This is a genomic window from Lactobacillus sp. Sy-1 (assembly GCF_019303535.1).
In the GTDB taxonomy this organism is placed as follows: domain Bacteria; phylum Bacillota; class Bacilli; order Lactobacillales; family Lactobacillaceae; genus Nicoliella.
The window spans coordinates 72,561-87,912 of record NZ_JACCIU010000002.1 but is presented as its reverse complement, the minus strand read 5'-3'; the positions used below and the strand labels follow the sequence as shown (position 1 = coordinate 87,912).

16 protein-coding genes and 1 other annotated feature are annotated in these 15,352 nt (G+C 37.0%); of the genes, 10 read left to right on the top strand and 6 right to left on the bottom strand.

What is annotated here, in order from left to right; all coding sequences use genetic code 11:
- Positions 1–35: 35 nt before the first annotated feature.
- Positions 36–1,670, bottom strand: a complete 1,635-nt coding sequence (locus HZL42_RS07105; protein ID WP_219282961.1) for a peptide ABC transporter substrate-binding protein — start codon at positions 1,668–1,670, stop codon at positions 36–38.
- 507 nt (positions 1,671–2,177) lie between these two features.
- On the opposite strand from HZL42_RS07105, the gene HZL42_RS07100 reads away from it, so the two are divergent.
- Positions 2,178–3,089, top strand: coding sequence for a proline iminopeptidase-family hydrolase (locus HZL42_RS07100; protein WP_219282960.1), 912 nt, complete (start codon positions 2,178–2,180; stop codon positions 3,087–3,089).
- A gap of 46 nt (positions 3,090–3,135) precedes the next feature.
- Here the strand turns inward: HZL42_RS07100 and HZL42_RS07095 are convergent, their stop codons facing one another.
- Positions 3,136–3,558 carry a hypothetical protein gene (locus HZL42_RS07095; RefSeq protein ID WP_219282959.1) on the bottom strand — a complete coding sequence of 141 codons (423 nt, stop codon included), beginning with the start codon at positions 3,556–3,558 and terminating at the stop codon, positions 3,136–3,138.
- 361 nt (positions 3,559–3,919) lie between these two features.
- Between HZL42_RS07095 and HZL42_RS07090 the strand changes: the two genes are divergently transcribed.
- A complete protein-coding gene (locus tag HZL42_RS07090; protein WP_219282958.1) occupies positions 3,920–4,222 on the top strand; it encodes a hypothetical protein in 303 nt (100 codons plus the stop codon).
- 76 nt (positions 4,223–4,298) lie between these two features.
- Here HZL42_RS07090 and HZL42_RS07085 read toward each other — a convergent pair whose 3' ends face one another.
- Entirely contained in the window at positions 4,299–5,054 is a 756-nt protein-coding gene (locus HZL42_RS07085; RefSeq protein ID WP_219282957.1) for a hypothetical protein, read from the bottom strand.
- Between the two features lie 68 nt (positions 5,055–5,122).
- On the opposite strand from HZL42_RS07085, the gene HZL42_RS09000 reads away from it, so the two are divergent.
- The 3 genes from HZL42_RS09000 (at position 5,123) to solA (ending at position 7,819) form a co-directional block, all read left to right on the top strand.
- Positions 5,123–5,248, top strand: coding sequence for a hypothetical protein (locus tag HZL42_RS09000; protein ID WP_255552603.1), 126 nt, complete (start codon positions 5,123–5,125; stop codon positions 5,246–5,248).
- 4 nt (positions 5,249–5,252) lie between these two features.
- Positions 5,253–6,245, top strand: a complete 993-nt coding sequence (locus HZL42_RS07080) for an Abi family protein (protein ID WP_219282956.1) — start codon at positions 5,253–5,255, stop codon at positions 6,243–6,245.
- A 158-nt stretch (positions 6,246–6,403) separates the two neighbouring features.
- Positions 6,404–6,648: a binding site (T-box leader), on the top strand.
- Positions 6,649–6,694: 46 nt separating this feature from the next.
- Entirely contained in the window at positions 6,695–7,819 is a 1,125-nt protein-coding gene (gene solA / locus HZL42_RS07075) for an N-methyl-L-tryptophan oxidase (protein WP_219282955.1), read from the top strand.
- Positions 7,820–7,938: 119 nt separating this feature from the next.
- On the opposite strand, the gene HZL42_RS07070 is transcribed toward solA, so the two are convergent.
- Positions 7,939–8,712: a hypothetical protein gene (locus tag HZL42_RS07070; RefSeq protein ID WP_219282954.1), complete on the bottom strand. Its 774-nt coding sequence runs from the start codon at positions 8,710–8,712 to the stop codon at positions 7,939–7,941.
- 723 nt (positions 8,713–9,435) lie between these two features.
- On the opposite strand from HZL42_RS07070, the gene HZL42_RS07065 reads away from it, so the two are divergent.
- The 4 genes from HZL42_RS07065 (at position 9,436) to HZL42_RS07050 (ending at position 12,833) form a co-directional block, all read left to right on the top strand.
- Positions 9,436–10,323, top strand: coding sequence for a CAP domain-containing protein (locus HZL42_RS07065; protein ID WP_219282953.1), 888 nt, complete (start codon positions 9,436–9,438; stop codon positions 10,321–10,323).
- A 20-nt stretch (positions 10,324–10,343) separates the two neighbouring features.
- On the top strand, positions 10,344–11,210 hold the full coding sequence (locus HZL42_RS07060; RefSeq protein ID WP_219282952.1) for a CAP domain-containing protein: 867 nt from the start codon (positions 10,344–10,346) through the stop codon (positions 11,208–11,210).
- 15 nt (positions 11,211–11,225) lie between these two features.
- Positions 11,226–12,146, top strand: a complete 921-nt coding sequence (locus tag HZL42_RS07055; RefSeq protein ID WP_219282951.1) for a CAP domain-containing protein — start codon at positions 11,226–11,228, stop codon at positions 12,144–12,146.
- 159 nt (positions 12,147–12,305) lie between these two features.
- On the top strand, positions 12,306–12,833 hold the full coding sequence (locus HZL42_RS07050) for a hypothetical protein (protein ID WP_219282950.1): 528 nt from the start codon (positions 12,306–12,308) through the stop codon (positions 12,831–12,833).
- A gap of 715 nt (positions 12,834–13,548) precedes the next feature.
- On the opposite strand, the gene HZL42_RS07045 is transcribed toward HZL42_RS07050, so the two are convergent.
- Complete coding sequence (locus tag HZL42_RS07045) at positions 13,549–14,370, bottom strand: hypothetical protein (RefSeq protein ID WP_219282949.1); 822 nt, start codon at positions 14,368–14,370, stop codon at positions 13,549–13,551.
- A 47-nt stretch (positions 14,371–14,417) separates the two neighbouring features.
- The gene (locus HZL42_RS07040; RefSeq protein ID WP_219282948.1) at positions 14,418–15,020 is read right to left on the bottom strand and encodes a tyrosine-type recombinase/integrase; all 603 of its coding nucleotides are present in this window, start codon (positions 15,018–15,020) and stop codon (positions 14,418–14,420) included.
- Positions 15,021–15,103: 83 nt separating this feature from the next.
- Between HZL42_RS07040 and HZL42_RS07035 the strand changes: the two genes are divergently transcribed.
- Complete coding sequence (locus tag HZL42_RS07035; protein WP_219282947.1) at positions 15,104–15,247, top strand: hypothetical protein; 144 nt, start codon at positions 15,104–15,106, stop codon at positions 15,245–15,247.
- Positions 15,248–15,352 lie beyond the last annotated feature (105 nt).

The window sequence follows — 15,352 nt, the reverse complement described above, 5'->3', positions numbered from 1 at the left end:
AATTTACGGAGCCCCTTTTAACTATGGTTATATGATTACTTTAAACTAGTGTATCTAAAGTTAAATCCTTGTCCGGTTGGGGAGTAAACTAACCCCTTTACTTTATCCTTGCGAACTTGTGGAAGAACTTGTTGGTATAGCGGAATTACCCCGACGTTGTTGGTAAGGGTCTTTTCAGCATTAACTAAATCATTCCACCGTTTATTAGCATCATTAGCGTCTTTTCCTTCTGCTGCATCTACGTATTGGTTATATTGTTTATTGTCCCAGTGCCCGTAGTTGTATGAATTATTGGACTCTAATAGTTGTAAGAAAGTAATTGGATCAGGATAATCGGCAATCCACAAGCTAAGGGTCAAGTCGAACTTACCACTTTGTCCATAGCTAGATGCGGATTTAGCTGGTAGATTTTCATTGTTTACCTTCAATCCAGGCAGTTTGCTTAGATTGCTTTGAAGGGCTTCGGTTGTCTTAGTGTCTTTTGAAACGTCGTCAGCCACTAGGGTTAACGTTACCTTCTTTTTGCCCAGTTGTTTTAGACCCTTTGCCCAATATTTTTTAGCCGCACTTAAATTATACGTAACGGCATTAAATTTATTGTTTTCAGCAGCTTGATCGGAGAATTCCTTGCCGTTATGTTTAACAAAGTCAGTAGGTACGAATCCATTGGCCGTGAATGATCCATCACCTAGAACGTCGTTCGTAAGGCCCTTTCGATCTAATGCTAGCGAAAGGGCTTTTCTAACGTTTAAGTTTCTGAGGACTGGATTCTTTTGATTTAGTTGAAGATATACGTTAGATGATTCTGGAAGGCTATTTAGTTCTGGAGATTTCTTGAAATTATTTACCTGTTGTTTACCAGAAAGGGTCGCAACATCAAATTTACCACTCTGATATTCATTGAGTGTCGTTTGCGGATCCTTGGAAACACTAAATGTAATTTGATCTAACTTGGTCTGTTTATTATTGAAGTAGTCCTTATTTCGAACTAACTTCCAGGTATCATTACTACCGTTCCATCCGGTAACTTTATATGGTCCGTTATATACTTGATCTGAACTCTTAGTCCCAAATGATGATCCATACTTTTGGACAGCTTTTTCTGATTGTGGGAACAGCGGTGGCATTGAAACTATGTACTTAAAGTAACTTTGTGGCTTTGATAGGGTTACGACTAACTTGTAGTCCCCATCTGCTTTTACGCCTAATGATGAAACTGGCATGGTTTTCTTAGTTACGGCTGCGTAGTTTTGGACATGGTCTAGTAAGTATGAATACTGTGAAGCTGTTTTAGGATTAACGGTTCTTTGCATACCATACACAAAGTCCTTTGCGGTTACTTTCGATCCGTCACTCCATTTGGATTTACGAAGATTAAATGTGTAGGTTTTACCATCTTTAGAAACCTTATAACTAGTTGCAACCCCAGGCTTTAAAGTATTTCCATTTGCTAATGTTAATAGTCCCTCATTAGCATTTTCTTGAGCCCTTTCACTTACAACGTCAGTTACTTTAGAAACGTCTAACGTTTGTAACTCAGTTTGCTCCTGCCAATTTAAATTTTTGGTGCTGGATGATTCTGTGGAACTTTTGCTGGAACTACAGGCTGCTAAGCCTAGTGTAGCAACAAAGGCAACTCCACCAACCTTTAATAACTGATTTAACTTCATAAAAACCATTCCTTTCAAATCGTTAGAATTATTGAACGCCTCCAATATTAGTTTAATCATTCATTAAATGTCAACCCCTATTTTATAATCACTTTATAATCATTCAACTTTGGTTTACTATATTATTTCCAAATAAAATGCTCCCTTTGAAATTTTTAAAATTAAAAAATAATTGTAAATTAGTTATAAAAGTTGTATTATCTAATCATAAATTAATAAAAGGGGATTTCAGCTATGCAGTTATCGAATAGTAAAACTCAAAATTATTATTCAGCACTAGTAGCAGTCATTATCGAAATTTTGGTTATTATTATTAGTATTCAAAATTTCGATCTGGGTGTTAACTAGGGTAATTTTTATCTGCAGTTGAACTAATAACGCACGGATCACTAGTTGGGCCGTGCTACATAGTAACTATTTTTCGTAGCAAACGCACGGCCTGGTTTCAGGTTCGTGCGTTTTTTGTTTATTTAATTGAATGATTTTTATAAAGGGGAGAAATTTATGATGGAAGCACAAAATAGATTTTTACAGTTAGATAATGGCTATCACTTATGGACGCGACAGGTAGGTTCTGGAAACGTTAAAATTTTAGCGCTGCATGGTGGTCCTGGTAGTAATCATGAGGTGTGGGAGGATGCTCACGAACAGCTGAAGAAATACGGTTTAGAAGCTCAGGTGGTAATGTATGATCAACTGGGTTCATGGTATTCAGAAACGCCGGACTTTAAAGCCCCGACGGTTGCAAGTCGGTTTTTGAACTATGATTATTTTTTAAACGAGGTTGAAGAAGTTAGGCAAAAGCTAGGATGGGATGATTTTTATTTAATGGGTCACTCCTGGGGTGGACTTTTAACTCAACTGTATGCGGCTAAGTTTGGTGAACATTTAAAAGGGGTTGTAATTGCCTCGATGGTTGATGACATTGATGACTATACTGATAATTTAGATCGCATTTTGAAACAAGAGCTGTCGGATGACGACTACCAGTTTATGAAAGCCTGTGAACAGCAAAATGATTTTCATAACCAACGCTACCAGGACTTCGTTGAAAAATTAAATCAAGGGTATGTAATGAGGACCCAACCAGCTAAAATTGCCCATTTGGTTGATACCACTAATAAAGACGTCTATAACGCTTTTCAAGGGGATAATGAATTTGTAATTACTGGCATTTTAAAGGATTGGCACTTTGGTAGTCATTTGAGTGAAATTAAACGCCCCACTTTAATCACCTTTGGCGAACATGAAACAATGCCAGTTGCGGTTGGGAAACGAATGGCGCAGCGTATGCCAAATGCTAAGTTTGTGTCTTCACCTAATGCTGGTCATTGCCACATGGTAGATAACGCACCAGCTTACTATCAACACTTAGTAGAATTTATTAACGAAGTTGAGAGTGGCCAATTCAACCATTAAAAAACCATCACCGTTATGTAACTTTAACGATGATGGCAAAATGGAATTATGACTTAGTTAGGTTTGTAGCGTTTACCCAACCGACCTTCTTAACGTGAAGGAACGTTGTCTGTTTAGCTAATTTGTACTTCTGCTTATTCTTTAAAGGGGTGTTAACAGATGCAGAACTGATTTTAACAACTATTTTTTGATCAACCGTTACCTTACGGCTGGCTAGTTTAACGCTTTTGGCCTTGCCAAGTGATACGACCGGCTCGTCAGCCATAAAAGCGGCCTGATAACTAGTTAAGTGGCTGGACTTAGCGGTGAATGGCTTATTTTGCTTATAGAATTTAGTGTTAACAACAACGTAGTCTTTAAACGTTGTCTTAGTGGTTGCAGCATTTGCGTTAGCTGTACTACTTAGAAATGGCGTAACCATTAGCGGGATTGCAATTAGCATTGGCATTAGTCTTTTGGTTAATTTCATTATAAATTTCCCCTAGGTGTTATTTGGAGTTGAGAACAAAAAAGAGTATCCCAATTAGGATCTCTCTTTGGCATATGTATTCTCTCTTTCGCATGCCTAACCTTATTATATCTAATAAAGATTGATAATGCACGATTAAAATAGCAAAGTTTATTTTAAGAAGTGTAAATGGAATTAACTAATTAATATTGTGTTAGCTACTTAGGTTTATTTTAAACTATTTTTTGACATTGATACTATTACACCCTTAAAATTTATGGTGTGAGTGATTGGACGATTAATAAAATAACATCCAATGTGTTCGACTAATTTAAAATATGAATAAGACGATTAGTTTAAGAACTTAGTTTCTGATGGTGGGATGTACTATGACATTGCTAATAACAAAAATTGCAGTAACCAAGTACAAGGATTTAGCGTTCTAACTGGAAATGGTGATCCAACTTCTTATATTTACTATAAGAGAGACGGGGATAACGTTACCTATAAAGAGTGGGTTCCGGGTCCACAGGGGGTTGCCGATGGTCACTTCTCAACTAAGACTGATACGGTTAGTCGATTAATAAATGATTACTACGTTAACCAGGGACAAAAAGATGAAGTTAACGGCTATGTAGCTAAGATTAAACCGGAAAAGGAATGGCTTTATCAACACAATAACTAGGGCTTTAATGGTTACATAAATAGATCCAAAGAAAAAAGTTAATCGTTAGATTAGCTTTTTTTGATTCGGTTTAATTTTAACTTACGTTCGCATTGACATGCTTATGGAATTTGCGGATATTAACGATTCCATATGCGATGGCGGCAGAAATCAATCCCATTATGATTAAACGACCGTCGTAACCAATAATATTAGCCTTGTTAATTCCTGAAAAAATGCTCATATAAGATTGATATGTGAATGGAATTGGTAGAATCGAAGCGAAAATGTGGTATGGTATTGGCAGCAGCTCTGCTGGCACCATCGCTCCAGAAGCCAGCGTCTGAACCAGTGCCATTGGGAGGTTAAATAACAGCCCGATTCGGCCTAGCCAAATGGTAAAGATGCTTACGTACTGGGCTGAAACAAACGTTAGAATAAAACTTTGTAGGTACATCTGCAGGGCAACGCTAACGGAAATTCCAGTGATGAGTTTAAAGGAGATTGTACTAAGGATGGGCCCTAACACAGCCATAGTAAGGAATGTTAATTCATACATCCCAAATGCTTGTAAACGGCTGCTGCCAGCATTGAGAGCTTCTTCGAACTGGGAGAAGACCATCATCGACGCTGACATAACTCCAATGAAACAACCAAGTGCCATTAACATTCCGCCAATTACAATTGATAGATCAGCGGTGCCATTCCCAATTCCAGTTGTTTTTTCAGTGATAATGTTGGTAGGCACTAATCGGGTGGCCTTAGCTGCCATTTCTTTATCATTATTGACCGGTCCCAAACGGACTAGTCCAGAATTAAAACGGGTTATGAATAGCGTTGTACTTGTTAACACGATATAATTAATTTGTAAGCTAGCTCCGGCTGACTTTAATCTTCAAATTAGTTCCAAATTATTTTAATATGTTAAGATTCTTATTTGATGCAGCTGAATATGACGTAATTGACGTTGACGACAATACCTCGGTTCCCAGTTATTGGGCAGATGCATCTGCATTTGATACTGAGGTTTTTTATTTAGGAGGATGATCTTGTGGCGACCCCTCATAACCTGACTTACAAACAACAGATGAAACAATTGGAAGAATTGGGCATGATTATTAACTCGAAGGAGCTTAAGAAGCCCACCAAACTTGAAATAATTGGTTACTATAAGATTAAGGAGTTTTCACTGCCGTTTTTACATAAGGGCAGGTATAACGGGGTTCGCTTAAAAAGCATTGCGAATCGCTTTTACCTAGATAAGAATTTACGAATGCATTTTTTACAAGCAATCGAAAAAATCGAACTATCTTTAAAGATAAAGTTGTCATATTTGTTTACCAACGAGTATAAGGATTTTGGCTACTTAGATTTTGCAAACTGGTTTAGCAAAGCCAGTGGGAAGGATTTTATAAAGAAGCAGGAACTCCTGTTTAAAAAGAAAATCCGGCATTCAATGAAGAAATCTAGCAATCCGGAATATAAAAATAAAGTCAATCTCAATAAAGAGGGGCTCCCTTCTGCATGGTTTGGGATTAGCTTGTTAATGTTTGGTGATATTGAATTCATTATCAAGAATTTATCTCGGAAAAACGCCATTAAGTTGGCGAAGGAATACCACTTGGACTACAAGACGTTACTATCGGTAGTGGGGTTAGTCCATTTAGCACGTAATATTTGTTGTCATAATCAAAACTTGGTTGACGTTAAAATTAAAACTCAACCAAACGTCAGAAAGTTATTCCGAAATGCAAATGAAATTATGTATGAATATAGTGGAAACCAAAAAGCTAGTAAGCAGTGCAAAATGGTTAGCAACGGATTAGCGATGGTGACACTGTGTGTGAAGTACATGGTTGATGAGATTGATTCTGACTATGACTGGGATGATATTATTTCTGACATTGTTGAGCTTGCCCATCCCGTTAGTAAAAATGGTGGGGAGCTATACCATCATATGGGATTTAAAAGTGCGCGCTCACTTAGGTATCTTTTTCCGAAGAATAAGCGTGATCTCAAAAGGGCGCAGCGAAGGGCTAGTTAGTAGCATCTTGTGAGTGTTTTGAAGTGTTTGAAAGATTTTGATTTTGAAAATTAATAATTAATTATCTTTTATAAATTATTAATTATAAATAATTTATTGGAAGATTGACAGTTTAAATTCGTTAATGTATATTTATCTCAAAATAATTTAATCAATAAAATAAGACTGAAGAGCAGAGTAGAAAGCTAACTCGTCACAGAGAGTTCCGGGATGGTGTAAAGGAATGACGCAGTTGATTTTGAAGATGGGCTTGGAGTTATTAGTGGCGATATTTAGCTGCTAACGGTTTTGCATCCGATATTGATGCAAGGGGAACCATCATTAGGTGGGCACCCAATTTTGAGGTAGTTAATTAGATTTAACTGCGAACAAAGGTGGTATCACGAAAGCATTCGTCCTTTATTGGGCGGATGCTTTTTTTACTTATTATTGATAAAGGGGCGGTTAAAATGGGAAAAGTTTACGATTTAGCAATTATTGGAACTGGTTCAGTAGGATCGGCGGCTGGCTATTACGCCAGTCAAGACGGATTAAAAGTTTTGGAGCTAGACTTGGCACGGCCACCGCATGATCAAGGATCACATCATGGTCAAACTAGAATTATTCGGCATGCTTATGGCGAGGGAGCTAAGTACCTGCCACTAGTTTTAAGGGCACAACAACTTTGGGAATCATTGCAGTCGCAAAGTAGGGGAGACATTTTTCATCAAGTTGGAGTTTTAAACGTGGGTCCTCAAAATACTGAATTCATTACTAACGTTGCTAAAACGGCTGCTGAATATCAACTCCCCGTTGATCACTTGACAGCAAGTGAAATTAATGCCCGTTGGCCAGATTGGCATTTTGACGATGACTATCGGGGGATTTTTGAAAGGGATAGTGGGTACTTACTTTCTGAAAATGCAATTCGGGCCTACATAGCTGGAGCGGAGCAAAATGGGGTTACACAGGACTTTACTGCGAAGGTTCAATCGGTTAAACAGGTGGAAACTAACCTCGTAGAAATAAAGACAACCAACAATACCTATTTCGCCCACCAAGTTGCGGTGACTGCTGGGACCTGGGTGAAGGAGTTACTACCTGACTTACCCATTCAACCATTACGAAAGGTTTTTGGTTGGTTTAAGGTTAAGGATGCCAATCTAAACGAGTCTGCAGGATTTAGTTGCTTTTCAGTTGAAGATAAAACCGGCGAAATTTATTACGGCTTTCCTGGAAAGGATGGTTTGATAAAAATTGGCCACCATAACGGTGGACAACCAATTAACCAACGGGAAGGGCGCTTACCATATGGAGAATATGATAGTGACGAGCATGATGTCGACTTATTATTCAGTGAGCATTTAAGTGGAACTGCCGGGTTATACCATGGAGCAGCATGTACCTATGATTTATCGCCAGATGAAGATTTCATAATTGACCGGGTGCCGGGACAACCCAACATTCAGGTGATTACTGGGTTGAGTGGTCATGGGTTTAAGTTTGCGAGTGTGTTGGGGGAAATTGTTGTGAAGCGAGCACAAAATAGGGATGTAGAATTTGATTTAACGCCGTTTAGGATTGATAGGTTTTAGTTATTGGAACATTAAGCTAGCTCTGAATGACTTATGGTTTACGCATGAGTCCTTATTATGATTATAGAAAAAAGCCTAGTACACTATGCACTAGGCTTTTTCTATAAAAGATATTTAACTTATTTTAAACCAAATTTTTTGAGTTCAAAATCATTGAGCAAGTAGTAATGCTTAAGTGAATCGATTTTATCACTTTCAACGTCGTTGATTTGAATCTTAAATGAACGGTCTAATGTAGTTGTAACAAGTGTAATCAAAGCACTAGTTTTATGTTCAACTGTTCGGGTTTGACCATTAAAGGTTCCTCGGTTGTAAGAGTTACCAAATGTGTTAAATGAAGTGCTGTTACCGGTGTTATTTAAACCATTGTTTAAGCCGCTGTTATAGTTTTGACCAAAATTGGTTGTACTTCCACTAATTACGGTTTGAATATCAGGTGTAAAATCAATTTCAGTTAAATAGTACTTAACGTTGTTACCGCTAGTTGATTCGGGGAAAGTAACTGCGCGGTCGCGATCGATGAACATGTATTTAACGGTGCGGTCGCCCTGGCCCAAATAGTCAACTACGTCTTGTTTTTCAATATCAAGGGTAGTGTATGACACCGTATTGGCAGGCTTTATACTATCAATGTATGCTTTTTCGGCTGCCTGCTGTCTGAGGAATTCCTCATGATCTTGTTGTGCAGCTACCCTTTGGGCTCCCCAGATTTTAATTGCAGCCCAAAAGCTTAAGATTATAAGTACAATTTCACCACCGATGTTAAAAGTAACTACATTCCCACTGTTAACGTTAATGTAAATCAATGCGATTAGGGCTAACCCGATTATTATCAGGAGGGCTGAAAACCATCGACCGTGGCGGGCTAATTTATGTAGCGTGCTATCAGACATTATATCAACTCCTATTATTGTGATAAAAACAGTTTATCATAGTTTTATTGCATAATAAAAATTAATTAGTTGATTTGACTACTATCTTGGCTTCTAAATTTATGATAATTTAACTCTCTATTGTCATGGGAATGCGATAATCCCTCTTTAAAGCTGGCTGATTAGCACTTTTTCAGATGGGGTTATCTATGAATATTTTATCATCCTTAGCGCTATTTGGCATGGTTTTATGGCGGTGCGGCAAAAGAAAACTATTTTATGTCAGTTAAGTTGCACTTAATTGTTACAGTTTTAGGTTAATTAAATTTTGAAGCTTTAACTGGAGGATAGGGTACACTCTAGCGGACATGTTATAAATATGGGTTATATTATTATCATAGGAGCACTTTGATAATAATCATTAAAGGTATATTTAGAAATACTTAATGCTAACCAACGATTTAATGAATAAGATTTCAGCCCTGCTTCTTATAAAATAATAAAAAATAGTAATCGTTAATACAACCTTAATCATCGACGTCGACTTTGATTCCGGTTTTTTCTTTGCCATCTTCTTTCCTGACACTCACGTGTGATGTTTGATTTCAATTGATTCATCACAATTTAATAATAAAACCCGTAACGATGTTTAATACGGATCTAGTTGTCTACGATGTATTCCAGTGATATGATTACGATATTAACATTTATACATATGAAAGTCATATCGAAGGAGTTATCAAGATGAAAAAATCATTTATTTGTGCCGTCACTTTGGCCACCTTACTGGGCTTAGCAGTTGAAACGAATGGCGGTGTGCAAGCCAGCAGCAAAGCGGTGACCGTATATCAATTCAAAAAGGCGGGCCATCACGTTACCTTATCTGGTCAGACCACCACGACGGTAACGCACCGGCTGACGAAGGGCAAAGACGTTACATATAAAGGCATCAAATATTATTACAGTAGTCAACTTAATGGTTATGCCAAAGCTAGTGCATTTAAACTCTTTAAAACTAAGCACCTGTCAAAAGCCGAAAAATCACATATTAAAGCCTTACATGACTTTATGAAAGATGATACCCCTAAACAAACCAAGCCCGCAAAGCAAACTTCAACACCGGATCAAATTGTCGATGGCTTTGATGTTAACAAGAAAACCATTGTTGATGCTAATGCATATAGTAAAGCCTTCGGTCAATATTATCTTGCCGAAGTCAATGCCTATCGTACTAGTCATGGTGCTAACGCACTAATTTGGAATACGGCTCTAGAACCAATTGCCAACGAACGTGGAAATCAATTACTAACTAATTTCACCCATTATGATTCCAATGGAAACATTATTGCATCTGAATTAGAATCTCAAGCGGGTATTAATCCAACATTTATGGCCGAAAATTGTGCTGGGAACCCAATTGGTTCGGATGGACTTGAAGCGCCCAAAGAAGCCGCCCACGATTTATTATATCTAATGTGGGTTGGTGAAGTGAATGATAAAGGTGGTATCGGTGGACATTACCAAAACATGATGGATACAGCCTATACAACCCTTTGTGTTGGCGTCGGTGTCGAAAAATTAAATGACCCCAATAGCAGAATTGCTATCGCCGAAGAATACACCAGCAATTAGAAATAAGGAGCTAATCAATTATGAAAAAATCAATTTTAACTTTCGCAACTGCTGTTGCTCTCTTCGGGACCAGCGTTGCTACTACTCAAACGGCTGCTCATGCTAGCACCCAAACAATCGCAGTTTACCAATTTAAGAAAACGGGTAATCATTATAAATACATTAGTGCAAAATTGGTAAAAGTATCCAAAAAATTAAAGAAAGGACACAGTTTTAAATACAAAAACTTTAGAGTATACTACAGCTCAACGGTTAAAGGATACGTACCCGACTCAGTTTTTGAAAAAGCACCTAAAGCTTATGTCAACAAACACTACAAGCCCGTTCAACATCATTTTAGTAAAGTCACTAACAAACCAGACGTGTCCGTGGACGGCTACAATGCTAAAAAAGAAACCATTACGGATGCCAATGCCTATGCCAAAGCTTTCATTACTGAATTCACAAACGATGTCAATGCATATCGTACCAGTCATGGACTAAATGCATTAAATGAAAATCCAGCCATGCAGCCAGTAGCGAACGAACGTGCTAAACAAGAATTAAAGTATTGGAATCAATCTTGGTATAATGGTCATTACGACCAAAATGGAAAAACATATTCTGACATTCTTGCAGCGCAATATAACGTATACCCTTCATACGAAGAAGCTTCATATCATATTGCTGAAAATACTGGAACAAATCCTGCAAATTCAAGTGAACTAGAAACACCTCAACAAGCTGCAAAAGACCTCTTGGAAGAAACAATTGAAGAAGGCCCTACTGGAGGACACTATCAAAATATGATGAGTCCAAATACCAAATATTTGACAGTTGGCTTAACAGTTGAAAAATTAAATGACCCATCAAGTAATCTAGGAATTGCACAAGAATTCAATAACTAAAACTAAGGAGCTATTATGAAGAAATCAATTTTAACTTTCGCAACTACCGTGGCCGTATTCGGTGTCGGCGTTGCAACCACTCAAACCGCAGCCCACGCAAGTAGCAAAACCATATCGGTTTATCAATTCAAGAAAACTGGTAAACATGTCAAACTAACTAGTGCTACTAATAAATCAACGTCGAAGCATTTAACCAAAGGTAACGCCATTACGTATAACGGAACTAAATATTACTACAGCACACAAGTTAAAGGCTATGTAACCGCATCCGCTTTCAAATATGCTAAAGGTTCAACCAGTCAAGACGCCATGCTCAAAAAGCAATCTCAAAAACTCAAAGCACAAATTGCTAAAGCTAACCAAGATTCCAAAAACTCACACGATTCAGGAGTCGCCCCTATTAATTGGCAACATGATGATATTCGCAATGGATTTGACTACACAGTCGGACAAATGACAGATTGGAATCAGTGGCTCCCAGTTTTCAAAGCCCGTGAACTCGAATTAGTTAACCAAGCCCGTAGTGAAGTTGGTGTAGCACCCGTTACCGAAGACGATAAGCTAACCCAAGTGGCTCAAGACACCGCTAAAGATGATACGTATTACTTTGATAATTATTGGAACACTTTTGACGGTCATCATAATTTCAATGGACAACAATTAAGTGGCTTAAACGCCGTCAAGGATGGACTATTCCAAAGTTACGCCGAATTAAATGAAAATGCCGCATGCCACTATGGGGGATTATCAATGAGCCCTACGGATGCGGCCGAAATAGAATATAATGGATATTACGCCGAAAAATCAAGTCATGGTGGACATTATCAAAATATGGTAGACCCAAGTGTTACTAAAATTGGTATTGGAGCCTCATTAGGAGATAAAACCTACGATGATGGTGATAAAAATATGGCATTCGTTCAAGACTTCATGTAAATAATTAAGTGTTGCCCTACATCTGGTCAGCACTTTTTTAGTCTAAATTAGCAAAATCAATCCAACTATAACTAGGCTTTAAACCTAACTTTTTAATATTTGCATTTAAGATAATTTGATATTATATTTAAATTAATTCGCATATAGGAGATGTTTTCATTGAACATTAAACACGTATTAGTCGCATCAGCATTAACGCTATCGTTATCAGCATCTGTTTTGGCGGTAAACGATACGCAATCAGCAAGTGCTTCCAGTTGGCATACCGGTTTACCAAGTTTTGTTAAGAAATCTGAAGCTTGGATGAGCACTAAAAAATTTCCTAATGGGTCTGTTAAGGGTTGGTATAAACATTATATACTTTACACTAGCACTAAAATTAAAGACCAAAATGTTGCACTCGCTTACTTTGGCTTCCAAAAATCCGGTAAAGCTACAGAAATGGGAACTGTCGAAGCTGTTTTATTAAAATTAGTTTATAAACAAATTGGTAAAAATACATACCAAATGAAAGATGGTAAATATTCTAAAGATAGCCTACATTGGAACTATATCGTAAAGAAATCCGGTAAAGGCTTTACGATGAAGATGAAGGGTGATTTCACCGGTTATAAGCACTGGAAGAGCTTTGGAAAGTTCGTCAAAGTTCCCAATAGGAATGATTATCCAACCGACCCTTTAAGATAATTTAAAACAAAAGCCGTTAACGACGACGTTGTAATTTTGGAAGTAGCCATCGTTAGCGACTTTTTTAGTAATGATTGGTCAAATATTGATGCTAATTATAATTCATTAATTTTACTAAATTTATAAAGTCTTAACCTAGATATTAAAACAGTGTTTTATCTATCTCACTCTTACTGATTAACAGTTATACAAAATAAAGATCCACTATCTGAAAAATATGATAGTGGATCTTTATTTAATGAAACTCAATCTTATCCAATGCACTCTCCATTGAGGCCTCTTCTAGACCTAGATAATGAAGTGTCATTGCAGCACTATAGTGATTCAGGCTCTTCATTACCAACACTAGATTATAATTTTACTACTTATATACCTTTTGCGCATCGTATGGGTTCCTAGGTAATTGATTCCTAATAGATCACCGACTTTCATCATGACCTTGTAGTACTGCATTGTTGCAATCGGTTTATTAGCATCCCTACTATTCGGAAATAACCATCTCGACTGCACATCATACTTCTTGAGCCACCGTTGATATAAGTCTTCAGCAACGGGGTTCAGGTATATACGGTGTGTTTTTTCGTTTTCTTGTTCTTGATGTACGCTGATTGCTTAACTTCATCGCCCTCATCAAAAGGGCAACATAATCATACTTGAGATTAAGAAAGTCTCTGACCCGTAATAATGTGACTTTCCCAATTAGTTATTATTAAAATTATTTAGGAATAACTAATTTAACTCTTTCCAAAAAAGAGTCAATACTATCAAAAGTTACAGTTATATCGCTAATGTTGCCAACATAAATTTTGATATCTTCGTAATTTTGATTAGTAGATACATCGACCATATTATCATCAACGACATTAAAGATAACTTTATTTTTAACATTTTTTCTGAATATAGCAAATCTGGTTTCTCTTTGATTACTAAAGTATAAATCCTTAGAAAATACAACCTCTTTATTAAACTTAGAAAGTAATTTATTATCAGCAAAGCTCTTAATCAGTTTTGGTCTTAAATAATTTTGTAAGTCTTTTTTATAAGTAACGTCATTATAGTCCAAATCTCCTTTTTCATAAGCTGATTTTTCAATGCGTCTTAGTAATTCATTCTTATCAGTTATTAATACAACCTTTTTCCTATAATTATCATCAAATAGATTAGATTGATTAATATCAGATTTAAATTTCTTTTTTTCTAATAAATCGCTTAATAGAATTTTAATTGAACAAAAGATGCTAGCGTTTGGAGTATAGCCCAAGCTTTCGCCATCTAACTCAGCTATATCATCATTAAGAAGAGTAATGTCTTTATCTCCGTATTTAACAGCTAAACTAATATTAATGTCTAATAAGTCTTGTTTAGAAAATGAAACATGGGAATCATTTTTATCTCCAATACCCTTATTAAGCTCCTCTCTTTCTATATCTTGATAACGTTTAACATCTCCAAAAAAAATTTCACCTTTTTCAATAAAATCATTATAGTGTTTCTCATCAACTAATTTTAATAGCCAATTTGATTTATTGCTTACCATTAAATCACTCACCCTTTGTATTACGTAAATCTGTTTTTACGCTTATATTAATGGAACTCAATCTTATCCAGCGCACTCTCCATCGAAGCCTCTTCCAGCCCTAAATAATGTAGCGTCATTGCTGCACTAGAATGGTTCAATAGCTTCATAACTAGCGCTAGGTTATAGTTAGACTGTTTATAAACCATATAAGCACCAGTTTTACGCATGGTGTGGGTGCCGAGATAACCAATGCCTAGTAAGTCTCCGACCTTCAGCATAACCTGATAGTACTGGGTAGTGGCCAATGGCTTATTAGAGTCCCGACTATTGGGGAATAACCATCTAGATTGCACATCGTGTTTCTTTAACCAGCGTTGATACTTGTAAAGATCATCAACGACGGGGTTAAGGTAGATGCGGTGTGATTTTTTGGTCTTCTTGTCCTTGATATAGGCTGAACGCTTCACTTCATCGCCTTCATCGAAGACGTCATCGTACTTAAGGTTGAGGACGTCGTTGGCTCGTAGTAAGGTAGCTTTCCCTACTTGGAAGATGGTCAGGTTACGGACGCCATACTTGAAGTTGTTTAAAAGCGTATCTTCGACTTGTTCGAGGGCATCTAAATCCTTAATTGGTCGTACGTCTTGATCTTGGTGGTCTAGGTTCATGGAGTTTCATCCTTTCTGGTTGCTAATAAGCGTATTCGTTGTATAATAACGGCAATTAAAGTTATTTAGGGGAGAGATTTAACATGCTAAGTATTATTGTGTTTGTAACGCTGCTAGTGTTGACCGTCGTAATGGTCAATTACTACAAAATGAAGGGCGCACATTGGAAGAATCGGTGCCAATTATATGTGGCCACAATGCTCGCTACTTTAATCGATATGTTCTAAGGTTGTCATTAGCGTCTTAAATCCCTATCGGAATCCCTGCGATGCCTATTCTTCTTGTCTTGTGAAATGAAATGCTTTTAATCATATAACTAAAAAAGTTTGTAT

Bases quoted from the DNA above. Each gene is read 5' to 3' on its own strand.
- HZL42_RS07105 (WP_219282961.1), bottom strand. From the start codon at position 1,670: ATGAAGTTAAATCAGTTATTAAAGGTTGGTGGAGTTGCCTTTGTTGCT.
- HZL42_RS07100 (WP_219282960.1), top strand. From the start codon at position 2,178: ATGGAAGCACAAAATAGATTTTTACAGTTAGATAATGGCTATCACTTA.
- HZL42_RS07095 (WP_219282959.1), bottom strand. From the start codon at position 3,558: ATGAAATTAACCAAAAGACTAATGCCAATGCTAATTGCAATCCCGCTA.
- HZL42_RS07090 (WP_219282958.1), top strand. From the start codon at position 3,920: ATGTACTATGACATTGCTAATAACAAAAATTGCAGTAACCAAGTACAA.
- HZL42_RS09000 (WP_255552603.1), top strand. From the start codon at position 5,123: ATGTTAAGATTCTTATTTGATGCAGCTGAATATGACGTAATTGACGTT.
- solA (WP_219282955.1), top strand. From the start codon at position 6,695: ATGGGAAAAGTTTACGATTTAGCAATTATTGGAACTGGTTCAGTAGGA.
- HZL42_RS07070 (WP_219282954.1), bottom strand. From the start codon at position 8,712: ATGTCTGATAGCACGCTACATAAATTAGCCCGCCACGGTCGATGGTTT.
- HZL42_RS07065 (WP_219282953.1), top strand. From the start codon at position 9,436: ATGAAAAAATCATTTATTTGTGCCGTCACTTTGGCCACCTTACTGGGC.
- HZL42_RS07060 (WP_219282952.1), top strand. From the start codon at position 10,344: ATGAAAAAATCAATTTTAACTTTCGCAACTGCTGTTGCTCTCTTCGGG.
- HZL42_RS07055 (WP_219282951.1), top strand. From the start codon at position 11,226: ATGAAGAAATCAATTTTAACTTTCGCAACTACCGTGGCCGTATTCGGT.
- HZL42_RS07045 (WP_219282949.1), bottom strand. From the start codon at position 14,370: ATGGTAAGCAATAAATCAAATTGGCTATTAAAATTAGTTGATGAGAAA.
- HZL42_RS07040 (WP_219282948.1), bottom strand. From the start codon at position 15,020: ATGAACCTAGACCACCAAGATCAAGACGTACGACCAATTAAGGATTTA.
- HZL42_RS07035 (WP_219282947.1), top strand. From the start codon at position 15,104: ATGCTAAGTATTATTGTGTTTGTAACGCTGCTAGTGTTGACCGTCGTA.